At 44.9% G+C, this 16560-nt stretch carries 14 protein-coding genes; 8 read left to right on the top strand and 6 right to left on the bottom strand.

Translation table 11 applies throughout. The features are described 5' to 3' along the window. Positions 1-85: 85 nt before the first annotated feature. Complete coding sequence (gene plsY / locus OCT63_RS09655; protein ID WP_060467132.1) at positions 86-682, bottom strand: glycerol-3-phosphate 1-O-acyltransferase PlsY; 597 nt, start codon at positions 680-682, stop codon at positions 86-88. Positions 683-820: 138 nt separating this feature from the next. Between plsY and folB the strand changes: the two genes are divergently transcribed. The 3 genes from folB to OCT63_RS09670 are packed head-to-tail and all read left to right on the top strand — an operon-like array spanning position 821 to position 2477. Then, positions 821-1180 (top strand): dihydroneopterin aldolase, encoded by a 360-nt coding sequence (gene folB / locus OCT63_RS09660; protein WP_060467133.1) that lies wholly within the window; start codon positions 821-823, stop codon positions 1178-1180. Next, entirely contained in the window at positions 1177-1659 is a 483-nt protein-coding gene (folK, locus tag OCT63_RS09665; protein ID WP_161678786.1) for a 2-amino-4-hydroxy-6-hydroxymethyldihydropteridine diphosphokinase, read from the top strand. The genes folB and folK overlap by 4 nt, the downstream gene beginning before the upstream one ends. Before the next feature lie 14 nt (positions 1660-1673). Then, on the top strand, positions 1674-2477 hold the full coding sequence (locus tag OCT63_RS09670; protein WP_017056006.1) for an undecaprenyl-diphosphate phosphatase: 804 nt from the start codon (positions 1674-1676) through the stop codon (positions 2475-2477). A gap of 100 nt (positions 2478-2577) precedes the next feature. Here the strand turns inward: OCT63_RS09670 and OCT63_RS09675 are convergent, their stop codons facing one another. Further along, positions 2578-3894: a multifunctional CCA addition/repair protein gene (locus OCT63_RS09675; RefSeq protein ID WP_161678787.1), complete on the bottom strand. Its 1317-nt coding sequence runs from the start codon at positions 3892-3894 to the stop codon at positions 2578-2580. A 36-nt stretch (positions 3895-3930) separates the two neighbouring features. On the opposite strand from OCT63_RS09675, the gene OCT63_RS09680 reads away from it, so the two are divergent. Together OCT63_RS09680 and OCT63_RS09685 are read left to right on the top strand one after the other, a co-directional pair. Further along, on the top strand, positions 3931-5601 hold the full coding sequence (locus tag OCT63_RS09680; protein ID WP_269983654.1) for an ExeA family protein: 1671 nt from the start codon (positions 3931-3933) through the stop codon (positions 5599-5601). After that, a complete protein-coding gene (locus OCT63_RS09685) occupies positions 5601-6551 on the top strand; it encodes a general secretion pathway protein GspB (protein WP_161678788.1) in 951 nt (316 codons plus the stop codon). The genes OCT63_RS09680 and OCT63_RS09685 overlap by 1 nt, the downstream gene beginning before the upstream one ends. Positions 6552-6671: 120 nt before the next feature. Here OCT63_RS09685 and OCT63_RS09690 read toward each other — a convergent pair whose 3' ends face one another. The 3 genes from OCT63_RS09690 to OCT63_RS09700 all read right to left on the bottom strand — a co-directional run bounded on the left by OCT63_RS09690 (position 6672) and on the right by OCT63_RS09700 (position 9561). Continuing rightward, on the bottom strand, positions 6672-7283 hold the full coding sequence (locus tag OCT63_RS09690) for a TIGR04211 family SH3 domain-containing protein (protein WP_017056010.1): 612 nt from the start codon (positions 7281-7283) through the stop codon (positions 6672-6674). Positions 7284-7488: 205 nt separating this feature from the next. Further along, entirely contained in the window at positions 7489-8751 is a 1263-nt protein-coding gene (locus OCT63_RS09695; protein ID WP_017077661.1) for an inorganic phosphate transporter, read from the bottom strand. Between the two features lie 129 nt (positions 8752-8880). Further along, positions 8881-9561: a TIGR00153 family protein gene (locus OCT63_RS09700; RefSeq protein WP_017056012.1), complete on the bottom strand. Its 681-nt coding sequence runs from the start codon at positions 9559-9561 to the stop codon at positions 8881-8883. A 207-nt stretch (positions 9562-9768) separates the two neighbouring features. On the opposite strand from OCT63_RS09700, the gene OCT63_RS09705 reads away from it, so the two are divergent. Further along, positions 9769-11286: a CYTH and CHAD domain-containing protein gene (locus tag OCT63_RS09705; RefSeq protein WP_161672807.1), complete on the top strand. Its 1518-nt coding sequence runs from the start codon at positions 9769-9771 to the stop codon at positions 11284-11286. A gap of 39 nt (positions 11287-11325) precedes the next feature. On the opposite strand, the gene OCT63_RS09710 is transcribed toward OCT63_RS09705, so the two are convergent. Then, positions 11326-12075, bottom strand: a complete 750-nt coding sequence (locus tag OCT63_RS09710) for a potassium channel family protein (protein ID WP_060467141.1) — start codon at positions 12073-12075, stop codon at positions 11326-11328. Positions 12076-12172: 97 nt separating this feature from the next. Between OCT63_RS09710 and OCT63_RS09715 the strand changes: the two genes are divergently transcribed. Both OCT63_RS09715 and glnE read left to right on the top strand, forming a co-directional pair. Beyond that, positions 12173-13429: a methyl-accepting chemotaxis protein gene (locus tag OCT63_RS09715; protein ID WP_060467142.1), complete on the top strand. Its 1257-nt coding sequence runs from the start codon at positions 12173-12175 to the stop codon at positions 13427-13429. Between the two features lie 203 nt (positions 13430-13632). Next, a complete protein-coding gene (gene glnE, locus OCT63_RS09720; protein ID WP_269983655.1) occupies positions 13633-16482 on the top strand; it encodes a bifunctional [glutamate--ammonia ligase]-adenylyl-L-tyrosine phosphorylase/[glutamate--ammonia-ligase] adenylyltransferase in 2850 nt (949 codons plus the stop codon). Positions 16483-16560 lie beyond the last annotated feature (78 nt).

Genomic DNA, 16560 nt, shown 5'->3' on the forward strand with positions numbered 1-16560 from the left:
GAGTCGAGTATCATTACTTGGCTGTAGCTTTATTCGACTTAAACTTGCTTTTTCTACTTGCTTCGGCATAGACATATAGAGCGGTTTAAGTCGATTTTTTTTGTCCAATTTTTGGTTCACTGCCATCGAGTAGGCGACGGATATTCTGATGATGACGCAGCACGATCAAGCAACATAGCATGGCGACTGGCAGCGTATATTGAGGTTTGACTAACCAAGCGTAAAACGGGGCAAGTAGCACAGTGACTATTGCTGCTAAAGAAGAGTAGCGAAACAAAAACGCCATCACTAACCAAGTCGCCATGATCATTCCCGTTAGATCGAATCCAATTGGGGCGATGGCGCCAAGTGCCGTTGCGACGCCTTTTCCACCTTTGAAATGGAAAAATATTGGGTACATATGACCAAGGCATGCGGCTATTGCGACAACACCTAAGATGATTGGATCGATATTGAGATAATAGCCAAGCCAGACGGGAATAGTGCCTTTTAGCATGTCACAGAGTAGTACTGATGCCGCGGCACCTTTGCCTCCGACACGTAACACATTGGTTGCTCCGGGGTTATTCGAGCCCACCGTTCTTGGATCTGGGAGCCTTAAGACTCGGCATATCAAGACCGCGCTAGAGATTGAACCTAGTAAATAGGCAGCAATGATCATGATAAGAGCCAATGGGGTCATGTCTGTCCTTAAACGGTTATAAGCTTAACGGTGGGAAAATAATGCTCAATCTAAGAGTAATTGGTATCATATCTGGAATTACGCTAATAATACGTTTTTTTCCCCAATATGGGTATCCGACCTCTAAAAGGACAAGTCATGGCACTGGATAAAGTTTTCATTGAACAGCTAGAAGTAATTACAACGATCGGTGTTTACGATTGGGAGCAAGAGATTAAACAAAAACTTGTGCTCGATATTGAAATGGCTCATGACAACCGCCCAGCTGGCAAGAGTGATGATGTGGTTGATGCTTTGGACTACTCGACAGTGAGCACGGCTGTACTTGAACATATTGCTAATGGCCGATTCCTATTGGTTGAACGTGTGGCAGAAGAAGTCGCTGAATTAATCATGACTCAATTTTCAGTGCCTTGGGTTAAGATCCGTTTAGCGAAACCGGGCGCGGTACCACAAGCAAAAGCCGTTGGCGTGATCATCGAAAGAGGTCAGGCATGACAATAGCCTATGTTGGTGTTGGCACGAACATAGACCGCGACAAGCATGCAAGGGTGGCATGGACGGAGCTTCAATCGTTAGGGACTAACCTTAAATGCTCTAAAATCTATCACTGTGAGCCTGTCGGTTTTAATAGCCACTCGTTTTATAACTTTGTGATAGAACTCGACACATCACTCTCATTGACTGAATTTTCACAGCAACTGCGTAAAATTGAGTTTAAATGGGGTCGTTCTCAAGATGCGCATAAACTTCAAGATCGAAAGCTCGACCTTGATATTGTGCTGTTTGGAGAGGTGGTTTCTGAGAGTGATCCAGAATTACCACGCAGTGATATCTATAAATACCCTTTTGTAACACAACCACTTTATGATCTCTGTCCTGCGAGAGTGATCCCGCAAGACGGAAGAACTGTCCGTGAAATATGGCAGAAGATGCAGCAATTAGACTCGCTCTCTGTCGTAGATATAAAATTATAATTTTAAGGTAAGTAATGAGTTATTTTGAAGCGTTTATGTTGGCGTTGGTACAAGGCTTTACTGAATTTCTACCTATTTCCAGTTCTGCACACTTAATTCTTCCTTCCGCTGTATTAGGCTGGGAAGATCAAGGCTTGGCTTTTGATGTCGCTGTCCATGTCGGTACTTTGGCGGCTGTGGTGATCTATTTCCGCAAAGAAGTTGTGTCTCTTTTGAGTGCTTTCTTTGGCTCGGTATTTAAGGGCGATCGCAGCAAAGAAGCGAAGCTGGCGTGGATGATCATTCTTGCGACGATTCCAGCCTGTATCTTTGGTCTGCTGATGAAAGATATTGTCGAGCTTTATTTACGCAGTGCGTGGGTCATTGCCACGACCACAATTGTCTTTGGTCTGTTGCTATGGTGGGTCGATAAAAACTCAAGTCTGCGTGATGATGAATATCAAGCCGGTTGGAAAAAAGCGTTGTTTATTGGCCTCGCTCAGGCAATGGCGATCATTCCGGGGACATCGCGTTCTGGTGCGACCATTACCGCGGCACTTTATCTTGGTTTTACTCGTGAAGCCGCGGCTCGATTCTCATTCTTAATGTCTATTCCAATCATCACTTTGGCTGGTGGTTACTTAGGTCTAAAGCTCGTGACGAGTGGTGATCCAATCCATGTAGGCACTTTGCTTACGGGTATCGCGGTTTCTTTTATTAGTGCTTATATCTGCATTTACTTTTTCTTGAAGCTTATTTCGCGGATGGGCATGACACCGTTTGTTATCTACCGCTTGATTCTCGGTTTTGGTCTGTTTGCTTTCTTAATGATGCAGTAGCACTCGACTTACGTAGACAAATGTTGCGTCTTAAAGATTGAAACGAAAAAACCCGCTTAGTCGCGGGTTTTTTAATGCATAGTAATCAGCGTTATGAAGATCAATGATCTGCAAGTTCTGATAGGGCGTTTTCAATCGCGGTAGCTCTGCGCTTCTCTTGCTCTTCTCGAATATCTTTACCTTGAAAACCATCGGCAATAATCGCTTTAACTTCGACTTGTAACGCGGCTTGATAAGCTGCCTCAAAACGTGCTTTCTGAGGATAAGGCTGATCTTCTAATCCTTTACGACCAGCATGGTCGGCTTGGCAGCAAAGCAATATGTCGTTGAGCCTCTCAGGCTTGCGCCAAACATCAAACTTGTTCAAAACCTTGAGGAAGGTTGTAGGTTTGAGCTCTCCTGCACGGTGAATATTAGAGTGTTGCTCACAGACTAACAGTGCGAGATCTCTAAATTCATTAGGCACTCTTACTCTGTCACATAGCTTCTTAATGATCTTCAAGCCAGTATGACAGTGCATTTTGTGGCTTGGCCACTCGCTTTCTGGCGTAATACCTTTACCTAAATCATGCACTTGAGCGGCAAAACGTACGGGTAACGATGGGCTTAATAGCGCAGCTTGCTGGGCCACCATCAGAGTGTGAATCCCCGTGTCGATCTCAGGGTGCCACTTTTCAGGTTGAGGTACACCAAACAAGGCATCAATTTCTGGAAGAACGACCGCTAATGCCCCGCACTCTCTTAAAACCGAGAGGAACACTTCAGGGTGTGGTGTACTGAGTGATTTGTGCCACTCTTGCCACACACGCTCTGCGGTAAGGTGTGCCAGTTCACCTGATTGCACGATCTCACTCATCATCACCATGGTTTCAGGTGCGACTGTAAAGTTGAGGTGGTGAAGTTTGGCAGCGAAGCGCGCAACACGCAGCACACGAAGCGGGTCTTCAACAAAAGCATCGGAAACATGTCTTAAAATGCGATTTGAGAGATCTTGTTGGCCGTGGTACGGATCGTAAAGCTGGCCTTTGTAATCTTGAGCGATGGCATTGATCGTCAGATCTCGACGCATCAGATCTTCTTCTAGGCTTACGTCTGGGGCAAAGTAACATTCGAAGCCAGTGTAACCAGAACCTGACTTTCTTTCGGTACGAGCCAGTGCGTGTTCTTCCTTAGTTTTTGGATGCAGGAATACGGGGAAGTCTTTACCTACAGCCGAGAAACCAAGGCTTTCCATCTCTTGAGGGGTACTTCCTACCACGACCCAATCTCTATCATAACTGTCAATATTAAGCAGTTTATCGCGCACTGCTCCACCGACAAGATAGCGTTGTAGGCCATGACCTTTTGGTAGGCTATCGTATATTTGCAACTTATCACCTCGAAATGTTTTATCACTGCTGGACTTTACGGCAAGCAATGGTACTTTCCATTAATCGTAATTATAGGGCAGCACATGTATAAGGAATATTTTGGCTTCGTTGAGATGCCATTTTCGATTGTACCAAATTCTCGCTATTTGTTTTTGAGTCAGCGCCACCAAGAGGCAATGCAGAACCTACAAGCCGGTTTAGGCGAGGGTGGGGGCTTTGCAATGCTTACTGGTGAGGTAGGTACAGGTAAAACAACGGTCGCTAAGGCGATGTTGTCTTCACTCGATAATCAGACTCAAGCTGGCCTTATACTCAACCCTACGTTTTCCAACACCGATTTGCTTGAAGCTATCTGTGATGAGTTTGAGGTCGACTACCCTGAACAAGCATCGCTCAAGCAGTTGAGTCAGGCGATTCATCACTTTCTGCTTGATAGCCATGCCGACGGTATTCAAACCTTATTGGTCATTGATGAAGCTCAGCACCTCGCTGCCGATGTGTTGGAGCAGTTACGCCTTCTAACCAATTTGGAAACTGATAGTCGTAAACTGTTAAAAGTGCTGCTGGTTGGCCAACCAGAATTACAGCAACATCTACAGACCACGCAGCTACGTCAGCTCGCACAGCGCATTACTGGTCGTTATCACTTACTGCCTCTTAATACTGAAGAGACGGGGAAGTACATCGCGTTTCGTTTGGAAACCGCGGGTGGCGAGCAGATGTTGTTTTCCAACCGTTCTATCAAGCTGATCGCTCAATACACTCATGGTATTCCAAGATTGATTAACTTGGTGTGTGATAAAGCACTGCAGCTAGCTTTCCATGATGGTGAGCAAACGCCTTCAAATGAGACGGTTAACCGAGCTTGTCAGCAGATTATGGCTTTTCAAGCTGAGGTGTATCACGTTGAAAGCCCTCGAGTTACCCACGTAGCAACTACATTATTTCAATACGTAGGAATTGCCACGTTAAGTGTTGGCCTCGCGGTAGCGACGTTTAACTTCGCCCCAGCATACATAGATTCATGGTTACCGCCTAAAAGTTCAGGCGAAGCACCAGCTCCAGTATCTGCAAAAGCTCAGCGCTCTTTGGTAGCAGAGGCTCCCAAATTAGTCGTTGAGTCTGAACCTTCTAAGTTTGAGTTACCCAAACATATTCAGCAGCACTTGATGCTGGGAACTAACCGATCTCTTGCGATTCAGGATCTTTATACCCTGTGGGGGTATCAATCTTCTCTGCGAGATGGCTTGTGTTTAAGTCAGCCACAAAGCGTCTTTGTGTGTGAGCAATATCAATCCAATTTAGAGTCGTTGATAGCGCTTGCGGTACCTGTAGTACTTCACCTCAAGGTAGATAAAGAGTCCGTGTTTGCGGTACTTTATGGCGCGTCTGAGGATTCAGTGGAACTACTCGTTAATGAAAAGCTATTGGTGATGCCGAAGCAATCCTTAAAGAAAATTTGGCAAGGCGAGTATGTCGTGATTTGGAAACAGCCGCTAAGAGAGATACTTAAACAAGGGCATCAAGGCGAGGCGATTGCATTGCTTGATCTGTTACTGTCTGAAGTCTTGGGTGAAGGTGTCTCTGGCAGTGATGTGTTCGACGATGAGTTAAAAATGAAAGTTGAAGCTTTTCAGGCTTGGCAGGGGATATCTGTAGACGGCATCGCTGGAAAACAGACGTTAACAAGATTACAAAGATTAGCTCAACTTGATTCTCCCAAGTTGATGTCACTAGAAGGGGGCGAAAGCTAATGTCACGTATTATGCACGAGCTCAAACAGTCGTCTCACAAACAGTCTTCTATTAATAAACCCGCCTTCAAAGGCTACCAGAATCATCATGTTCCTAATTCTGCAAAAGGGGTTAGCAACAAACGAGGTTCATCGTTAGCGATGGGGTTGCTCTTAATCTTGGTTCCTTCTTTGTTGGTGGGTGGCTTTCTGGCTTATCAATCGTATAGCCAACAACAGGTGTTCTCGGCCAATCAACCCGTCAGTCTCGTGCAACCAGAGTCAAAGACTCAGCCTGAGCTTGAAACTCAAACGATTGAAACCAGAACACAGACTGAAGCTACAGCGGTGGAAGCGGATGAAGCGTTGTTTGCTGTTCGTGTAGCGCCGACAAGTAAGACGTTAAAAGCATTACCTCGCCAAGAAGTGTATGCGCACGTTGATCTTGAAAGTACCAATGTCGCAGCCGACACATCAGTAGTGATGGCTAATACTAATAGCACAATGCAAACAACAGCCAGTGCTGAGTCAGGTCGTGCTCAACCAACGGTTCAGTCAAGTATGATCGGTGAGAGTAATGAATTGCAATCGGATAGTGACTTGCTGAAAGGGTTAGACTTTAGTGAGTTACCACCAGAGTTGGCATTGAAGCTTGAATCCATCATGGGCGAGCAACAAAGTGCGCCTGAGCCGATGGATTCACGACCAGTAAAACAGGTGGGATCTCAAGTCATTGAGTTAGAGTATCATCGCAACAGTTTGTCTGGGGTGTTACCTAAGTTAAACCTACAAACTCATATGTATTCTAGTAGTGAAACCAAACGCTGGGTCAAAGTGAATGGCCAAGAAGTGGCTCAAGGAGATTGGATAGGACAAGACATTCAGCTGTTAGAGGTTAAGCCTCAATCGGTGATCATTGAGTTCAACCAGCAGAAGATAGAGATCCCAGCCCTGTACGAATGGCAAGGCTAGTGGAAAAGCGAGGTTGTTTGAGTTGATGACCAAAGTGACAGGCAAATAAAAAGGAGCACCGCGGTGCTCCTTTTTGATATTCGATACTGAGTTCACTGTACCTGACACAAAACGATAAGCTTACGCCCAACCGTTTGGCGACTTTCTGCGACGAGGCATAATGTGTGGCAGGATAAGGCCAAGAAGTAAACCAACACCAGCAACACCACCACCGTACATGAAGTACTTCAATAATAGGTCATCTTTCTGAGTATCGAGTTTAGCACGCAGTTCACGGTTTTCTGTTTGAGAGCTCGTGAGCTGTTGGCTAATCTCGCTGTAGTTTTGCTCAAGTTCAGCAATTTGCTTGTTACGAGACTCTAGAGAGCTGGCTAGACCAGCTTTTTCACTGTCAGCACTTTGGCGTGCATTGGCTAGTTTACCCTTTACCTCTGTTAACTCTTTCTCTAGTTTCGGCATGCGCAGTGCCATACTTTCTTGAGTGCTTACAAACTTACTCTCAACCCAACCTTTACGGCCACGGTTGTCTTGGATCTGAGTGTAACCCGTGCTCTTGTTGGTTTGTAGATATGTAATCTTTTCACCAGCGTCAACACTGCCGATAATACGGTAGGTATTGTTTGGGCCAGAATGCATATAAGTAAACAGTTTGTCAGCAATATAACGGTCTTGTGCAAAGGCAGCTGGAGCCGCAAGCATTGCGAACAAAACTAAGCTAATCAGTTTTTTCACAGTAAATCCCTTAACGATTCAAATTGGGTAGGCGTATGAGTCTGCCTCAATCAGCAAATGATATTTAGTTTTTTTATGTGGTGCAACAAAGAAGGGAGGCAAAGCCTCCCTTTCTGTGCGTTTGAGTCAATAATGACATGACATTTACATATCATTACTGAAACTTACCGTTTTCTGACGCTAGTGCTTACTAGCGCAAGGGCTATTACATGGTAAACATAGCCTGAATTGCATAAAAGAATACAACAGCAAGTAGAGCACCTGCTGGCAGTGTTACAATCCAAGAAGCTACGATGTTACGCACAACGCCTAGGTTTAACGCTGCGATACCACGAGCAAAGCCTACACCTAATACCGCACCCACCAATGTTTGTGTGGTAGAGATTGGAAGGCCAGTACCAGAAGCCAGTACAACCGTACATGCTGTAGCTAACTGAGCGGCAAAGCCACGGCTAGGTGTTAGTTCTGTAATACCAGTACCCACCGTTGCCATAACTTTATGACCCATTGTTGCAAGACCCACAACGATACCAATACCACCGAGTGGAAGAATCCACCATGCGATAGTGCTCTTGCCTGAGATTTCACCCATGTGTTCAACGGTTGAAACAACCGCAGATAGAGGACCAATCGCGTTAGCTACGTCGTTTGAACCGTGTGCGAATGCCATTGCACAAGCTGTGATAACCATAAGTACGCTGAAGATGCCTTCAACGCCAGCAAAGCCATGGTCTTCTTCGCGATTAGCAAATTTCTTTTGAATGTATAAGTAACCGCCAACCATGACTAGAGCAGAAACACCAGCTGCCCATAACCAGGCTTCAGTGCCGCTTAGGTGAAGACCAACGTGTTTAAGACCTTTCTTGATCGTTACAAGTGCAATAACCATTGTCGTAATGAACATGTACACAGGTACAAAACGCTTAGCGTTAAACAGCGGGTTTTCTGTATCGAATATCAGTCGCTGAGCACTGACAAAAATGAGATAGGCGAAGATACCGGAAATTAACGGTGTGACAATCCAACTCCCCACAATACCTTGGACGCTGTTCCAGTCTACAGCTTCAGTACCTACAGACACACAAGCAAAACCGATGATTGCACCGATGATAGAGTGAGTCGTTGATACTGGCCAGCCCATGTATGATGCTAGAAGCAACCATGTACCAGCAGCCAGTAGCGCAGACATCATACCGTACACAAGTACATCCGGTTGATGAGCGAAGAGAGATGTTTCGATAACACCTTTACGGATAGTGTCAGTGACTTCGCCACCCGCAAGGTAAGCACCTGCGAACTCAAAGATCATTGCGATAATGATCGCTTGTTTTACGGTTAGAGCTTTAGAGCCTACTGAGGTGCCCATTGCGTTCGCAACGTCATTTGCACCAATACCAATAGCCATCAAGAAACCGAAAGCTGCTGCAACAATAATCAGGACAGTGCCGTAGTTAGCAAGGATATCCATCGTAATACCTAGTTGTTTGATAACAAGCGGAGCAAATTTAGACGCAAAAAACCGCTCAGCGAGAGAAATACTCAGCGCATAAGTGGTTTGGTTGAAAAAGTGCTCTTCGTTATATGGTTAACGTATGATTTAAGATCGAGAAAGCATTACTTCAAGACGAGCGCCAACACGCTGTGCTTGATCTGCAATACCACCAACCCATTCAAGAATCTTGTATAAGAACATGATGTCAACTGGATTCAGATCGCCTTCAATCGCCATTAGCTGCTGGCGTAGTTCGATCTGCATCGCGTCGGTATCATCTTCAATAACATCTAATTGATGAATCATTTCAGCAACGAGTGTTACTTCACGGCCTTTAAAGCCAGTTTCAAGTAATTCGTCTAGTTCATTGATTACTTTTTGTGCTTGGTTCGCTGCATCTAGGCAACGTTTAACGTAAGCGATGAAGTTCTGTTGCATTGGAGCTGGAATGACAAGTTGGCGACCATATACACGGCCAGCAATGTCTTTCGCTAGGTTTGCAAGTTTGTCTTGTTGAGTTAATAGCTCCAACATATCGGTGCGATCAACTGGCATAAACAAACCGCGAGGAAGTTTCAGGCGAATTTCACGTTTTAGTACGTCAGCTTCTTTCTCAAGGTGAGAAATTTGAGCTCGAATTTCTGATGCTTTTTCCCAATCACCTTTTGAAGATACTTCAAAGAAATTAATCAGGTGAGAACAACATTCGTTCACGCATACCACGTGACGCTGCAAAGGTTTAATTGGGGACTTTGCAAATAACCCCATAATTGTATTTACTGGCATGGTCATCCAACCTAATAAATAATAACCTTAAAACAACATACACCATATTCACGGTGAAATGTTAAGCGATGGCTACAAAGTCGCGCATGTTAACCTAATCAATCTCTCATTAAAACTGTTTTAGATCATCATAAGGGCGATATTTCTGACTTGCCGAGTGTTCAAATTGGCAATATCCTGTCCCTATCTTCACAGAAAGGTATAACTATGGAAACCGAGATAGAACTGAAGTTTTTTGTTTCGCCTGATTTTTCAGAGACTTTACGCAATAAAATTTCTGAAACTAAAGTACTTCAGCACAGTTGTCGTGAGCTAGGTAACATCTACTTTGACACCCCTGACAACTGGTTACGTAAGCACGATATCGGCTTGCGCATTCGACGCTTTGATGACGTATTTGTACAAACCGTAAAGACTGCAGGACGTGTCGTTGCTGGCTTGCATCAAAGGCCTGAATACAATGCCGAACACGACAATAACGAACCTAAGTTATCTTTGCACCCTGAGGACATTTGGCCAGAGGGGAAAGATATCGACACGCTGCAAGCTGAGCTTACGCCTCTTTTCTCTACTAACTTCACTCGTGAACAATGGTTGATTGGCATGCCTGATGGTAGCCAGGTTGAGGTTGCGTTTGACCAAGGCTTTGTTGAGTCTGGTGAACTGCAAGAGCCTATTTGTGAAGTTGAGTTAGAACTTAAATCAGGTCAAACGGACGCTCTGTTTACTCTATCTCGTCAATTCTCTGAGCATGGTGGCATGCGCCTCGGTAACCTCAGTAAGGCAGCCAAAGGGTATCGTCTTGCTCAAGGTTATCAAGGAGATGAAGTGACTCCTTTAACCTTAGTTGATACCGACAAAACTGACACCGTTGAATCGTGTTTTATTCAATCGTTAGAGCATGCTCTCGCTCATTGGCATTACCATGAGCAGATTTTCACAGAACGCCAATCAATAGAAGCACTGCATGAGATCAGTCATTCGCTGAGTTTTATTCGTCAAACCTTCACCATTTATGGCGGTATTGTACCAAGACGTGCAAGTGCTATTTTACGCCAAGAGCTTAAGTGGCTTGAGCAAGAACTCGACTGGCTAAAAACCTATGACCACTTTGAAGATTTGCTGGAAGATAAAGGCCATGTCCTGCGTAAGTTAGATGCCCGTAAGTTTTTAGTGACTGAGCTGAAAGAGATGCAAGAGCAACTTCCAGACCGCGAAGAGCTACTTACCTTACTGAGCTCTTCTCGCTACACAGGGCTATTATTAGACCTAAGCCGTTGGATTTTATCTCGTGGTTGGCAGCCATTTTTAGACGATAAAGCTCGTGAGCAAATGGCTCGTGGCATTGAATGGTTTTCGGTGCAACAGCTTGATCGTACATGGGCCGATCTCATGGAGGTTTTTCCACCAGAACGAGTGATGACCAGCCAAGCGTATATTGACCAGCAATACCGTTTGATGCGCAGTCTATATACTGGTGTCGGTTTTGCGAGCTTATACGACGATGATGAACGTAACAGTTTCCGCTTACCGTGGGCCGACATGGTACAAGGGATTGATGATTTGCTGATGCTAAGAACGCTAGAGCCGCTGACTGAAAAGTTGGAAGGCGATGAGAAAGTTCAGCTGGAACGTTGGTTAGCTCGCCAAGAAGTTTCCATCTTGCATGCAATGGAGCAGACGCGCCAAATCAGTGTAGAGGTTGAGCCGTACTGGCAAGACTAAATCCCACACCAATATGAATGATAAAATAGGGCTTCGGTCCTATTTTTTTGTTTGTTGCTCAAGCCTTTCTAGTCGTTCGAGTATCAATTGTTGCTGCTCTACAATCATATCCAGCTTACGTTCTTTATTCTCCAATTGCTGATTTTGTAAATCGGTTGGAGAAGTAATGAGTGAGGTTATCAAACCTGAAATCATACCAAAAACACCTACCCCACAAACGATAACTAGAGAAGCCACCAATTTTCCTGAATTGGTCACCGGAAAGTGATCGCCGTACCCTACGGTACTGATCGTTACGAAAGCCCACCACAGCGCATCATAGCCGGTAGTAATGTTCGCGTTAGGATCTTTGTGTTCTAACAAAAGAATGGTACCGGCGCCGATAGTAAGCAAAATTACCAATAACAGAATGATTGAAGCGAGTGTGGTCTCTCTGCGGTTGCGAAATAGTTCTCTGAAAATGCGCTTACTGGAGCGTAATACCAAGATGACACGCAATATCTGAAATATACGAGCGAAACGAAGCGGTTCGATCATTGGGATGCTCGCCAAAAAGTCGATCCAATGAACTTTTAAGAATTCGGTTTTGTTTTGTGATCTGAATAGGTCTATTGTGAGCTGAAAAAGAAAAACACTACAGATTATAAAATCGAGGCCGATAAGGACTTGTTTCGATTCTTTATCAATAGGTGCAAACAATAAGCTTGAGATCACAAATAACGCTAAGAAAGAGAGAATCAGTGATAATAAGCTCATCGGCTTGGTTGTGTCTTTGATACTATTTAACATTCATACGAGGCTCAAAATAAATTGCGAATTTTGACTGACATAGCCATCTCGCGGATATAGAAGCCATCAATATATAAGAGTTAATGGAGAACTGACAATGACTAAAGTGTCATTCAAGCCGTGGGAAAGGGTAATCTCTGACGTTCGTCTCGTTCCGAAAATGATCATGCTGATGGTATTCAGCACGATTTTGATCATTTCAAAGCAGTTATGGGACGCCAGTACGTTTTACGATTCATTGCTTGCCGCAACAAACAATACCCAAGTTGCCCAGCAGCATTATGAAACTTACCTCGTTCAAGTCGCTTGGCAAACCGCCTTAATGATCATCGTATTTGTGGTTCTTCTATTAGCAGCGGCTCGCGTGATGCTCCGTCAAACACAATACCTGAATGATGCAATCAAAACGATGGCAGACAAGAATTTGTCAGTGCCAATTCATATGGATTGTAAGGATGAATACGGCGATGTGGCACGCGAACTCGAAAAAACGCGAGTTCAATTGAACGACATGATCAAAACTCAGGTAGCCTCTTCTAATGAGTTATTTGCTTTGACAGAAGTGATGACCATCAGTATGTCGGAAACCAAAGATTCGGCTCAAGAAGAGTTCAATGAGATCGATCAGCTTGCGACAGCAATGAGTGAGATGACGTCAACGGTACAAACCGTAGCCGAACATGCACAAAGTGCCTCTTCTCTAACAGAGCAGGCATCAGGTCAAGCTCTTACTGGTCAGAAGTTCGTTCAGGGATCGGTTTCTAAGATGAGTGAACTGTCTTCCGACATCGCAGCATCAGCAGCGGCGGTAAACCAAGTTGAAGAGCGCGTTGATTCAATCGGCAGCGTGGTTGGTACTATCCAAGGTATTTCAGAACAAACCAACTTACTGGCGTTAAACGCAGCGATTGAAGCGGCGCGTGCTGGTGAAGCGGGTCGCGGTTTTGCAGTCGTTGCCGATGAGGTTCGTAATCTTGCACAGCGAACTCAGCAAGCGACAGTAGAAATCCAAGACATGATCAGCCACCTACAAAGCAGTGCTAACTCCGCGGTTGAGCTCATGGAGAAAAGTGTTGTGGAGGCGGCCGAAGGCGTTGACCTAGTGACGAATGCAGGCTCTGAGCTTGATGGTATCGTCAGCCAAGTCAACCAAATCAATGATATGAACTTCCAGATCGCAACCGCTGCGGGCCAACAAAGCAGTGTTGCTGAAGAGATGAGCGTTAACCTGACCAATGTTCGTGAACTTGTTGAAGCATCTGTAGTGGTGGTTGGCGAGCTTCTTGAGACTTCCCAGCTTATGGAAAGCAACGCGCAAGAGCTCGACGGTAAGATCAAGCTGTTTAAGGTTTAACCTTTAAAGCCTAATCTTTGTCTCTAAGAATTAGGCTTAGAGGCAAAGGCCTTACTCGATAAGTTCACCGATAAAACGCCCACATTACTCATGTGGGCGTTTTTTATTGGCGTAACTTTGGTATAACTTATCTTTAGTTATTAATACTATTTACTTAAGAGCAGAACTGACTGTTCAGCGCGCAGCTAACACAAGGAAGAAACATGCTATTGCCTTCTCAACTCGTCACTCATTCGCAGTCTGCTTTTGAGCAATTGTTAGAACATCAAAGTGAAGCCATTAGTCATTGGCCCGAGCCATTGATTGACGACCTTAAGTATGCATTAGGTTTGAGCTGTTTTATTGGTGATAGCTTACAACGTGATGCGATTTTATCTAACACCTTGCCGACCATGTTGGCATGTGAAGAGCGAGCTGAAGGTTATCGTGAGCGATTGGCCGAATTGCTGTCTGGTTGTGCTGATGAAATGAGTGGTCAGCATGTGTTGCGTCAATTCCGTAATCGAGAAATGACTTATATCGCCTGGCGTGACTTCATGGGCTCTTGGGAGCTAGAGCAGAGCTTAAATCATTTATCGATGTTGGCTGAGGCGATGATCTTCGAAACCTATCAATGGCAGTACGATATTTGCTGTAAGGAATGGGGGACGCCTTGCAACGAACAAGGTGAAGCACAGCCGATGCTGATCATTGGTATGGGCAAGCTAGGTGGCGGTGAGCTCAACTTCTCTTCTGATATCGACCTGATTTTTACTTATCCTGAAAATGGTGAAACGCAAGGCGCAAGACGTAGTATCGCCAATGCGCAGTTTTTTACTCGTTTAGGTCAGCGTATTATCAAGGCGCTTGATCAGCAAACCTTTGATGGATTCTGTTATCGAGTTGACATGCGTTTGCGCCCGTTTGGTGAGAGTGGCCCATTGGTGATGAGCTATGCCGCTCTTGAGGATTATTATCAGGAACAAGGCCGTGATTGGGAACGTTATGCGATGGTTAAGTCGCGAGTGATGGGGAGTGAAATGTACCCCGAATACCAAGAATTACGCCAGATGTTGCGGCCATTTGTGTTCCGTCGCTATATTGACTTTAGTGCGATTCAGTCGCTTCGCCGCATGAAGTCGATGATCAGCAGTGAAGTACGCCGTCGTGGTTTATCAAACAATATTAAACTTGGTTCTGGTGGTATTCGTGAAGTTGAGTTCATTGCTCAGGTCTTTCAGTTAATTCGTGGTGGTCGCGAACCGAGTCTTCGTAGTCGAGGCTTGTTGAAAACGTTAAGTGCTATTGAATCTCTCCAGTTATTAGAGGCCGAAGAAGTTGACCATTTACGCAATGCTTATATGTTCTTGCGTCGACTTGAAAACCTATTACAAGCCATGGCTGACAAGCAAACTCAAACCTTACCAGATAGTGAGCACGAACAACTGCAGCTTGCTGTTGCGATGCAATTTCCTGATTGGGATAGCTTGATTACTGCAACTCGTGCACATATGGCGAATGTACATACCGTATTTGAAGATCTTATTGGGATGGAAGAAGAGGATGCGAACCCCGTCGCGAGTTATTTCAATGAGTTGTGGGATATGGCTCATAAACCTGATGTGATTGAGCATGTATTAGAACACGACATCGCAGTAGTTAGCCCGCCAGAAGCGGCGAAAACGATCATTCAGTTTAAAGCTGACCTTGCTAAGAAAACCCTTGGTCCACGTGGGAGGGAGGTCTTAAATCGTTTAATGCCTAAAGTCTTTCAAGCTCTGTATACCAATAAGTATGCAGAGTTTGGTTTGTCTCGGGTATTGCATCTATTGCACAAAATAGTCACGCGTACCACTTATCTCGAGCTATTAGATGAACACCCTGCTGCATTGACTCAGTTAGTTCGATTGTGTACTGCCAGCCCGATGATCTCGGAACAACTTGGTCGTTACCCTATTCTTTTAGATGAACTTATCGACCCTCAACAGCTCTATCATCCTGTGCCATTAGAGTCCTACAAAACAGAGTTGCGTGATTATCTTGCTCGTATTCCTGAAGATGATATGGAGCAGCAGATGGAAGGTCTACGTCAATTTAAACAGACTTGTATTCTCCGAATCGCCGCCGCTGATATTGCAGGCGTACTTCCGGTGATGAAAGTGAGTGATCACTTGACGTATTTAGCTGAAGCGATTGTTGAGGCGGGTGTCAATCAAGCTTGGTTACAGGTGTCAGCGAAGTTTGGTGAACCTACTCATCTGAAAGACCGCGAAGGTCGTGGGTTTGCGGTTATTGGCTATGGCAAGGTGGGAGGCTGGGAACTTGGCTATAATTCCGATCTCGATATCGTATTCATGCACGACTGCCCTGTCGATATCTATACTGATGGTAAGAAAGAGATCGATGGACGTCAGTTTTACCTCAGGTTGGCACAGCGTATTATTCATATTTTCTCAACCAGAACCGCTTCTGGGATTTTATACGAAGTGGATACTCGTCTGCGTCCTTCGGGTGCCTCTGGTCTAATGGTTAGCCCAACCGATGCCTTTGATGAGTACCAACACAAAGACGCTTGGACCTGGGAGCATCAAGCTTTGACTCGCGCCCGTATGATTTTCGGAGATGAACGGTTGGCTACAGCGTTCAATAAAACGCGTCATGAGGTGTTGTGTCTTCCACGTGACGAAGCCACTTTAAAAAAGTCGGTTGTTGATATGCGTGAAAAAATGCGTGGTCATCTAGGTGGAAAAAAAGCCGGTCGTTTCATGCTTAAGCAAGATGCGGGTGGGATTACTGATGTTGAGTTTTTAGCGCAATACTTAGTGCTGCGATACAGTAATGAAAAGCCGAAACTTACTCGCTGGTGCGACAATGTGAGAATCTTTGAAAGTTTGCTGTCGCAAGGGATTATGGACGAGCAACAAGGTATGGCATTGACCAATGCCTATACGACGTTGCGTGATGAAATTCATCATCGAAACTTACTTAATCTGGATGCAGACGTAGCGATTGATAAGTTCGAAATGGAAAGAGAACATGTGGTTCAAGCTTGGAAGCAATGGATGGAAGTATAAGTTGTCTTTTGCTTATCTTTCGCAGTGCCTATCGAGATAGGCTTTACTGATTTTTATATGTTTTAGCCACTGTAATCG

It is taken from the genome of Vibrio sp. RW (genome assembly GCF_027587105.1).
GTDB lineage: Bacteria > Pseudomonadota > Gammaproteobacteria > Enterobacterales > Vibrionaceae > Vibrio > Vibrio toranzoniae.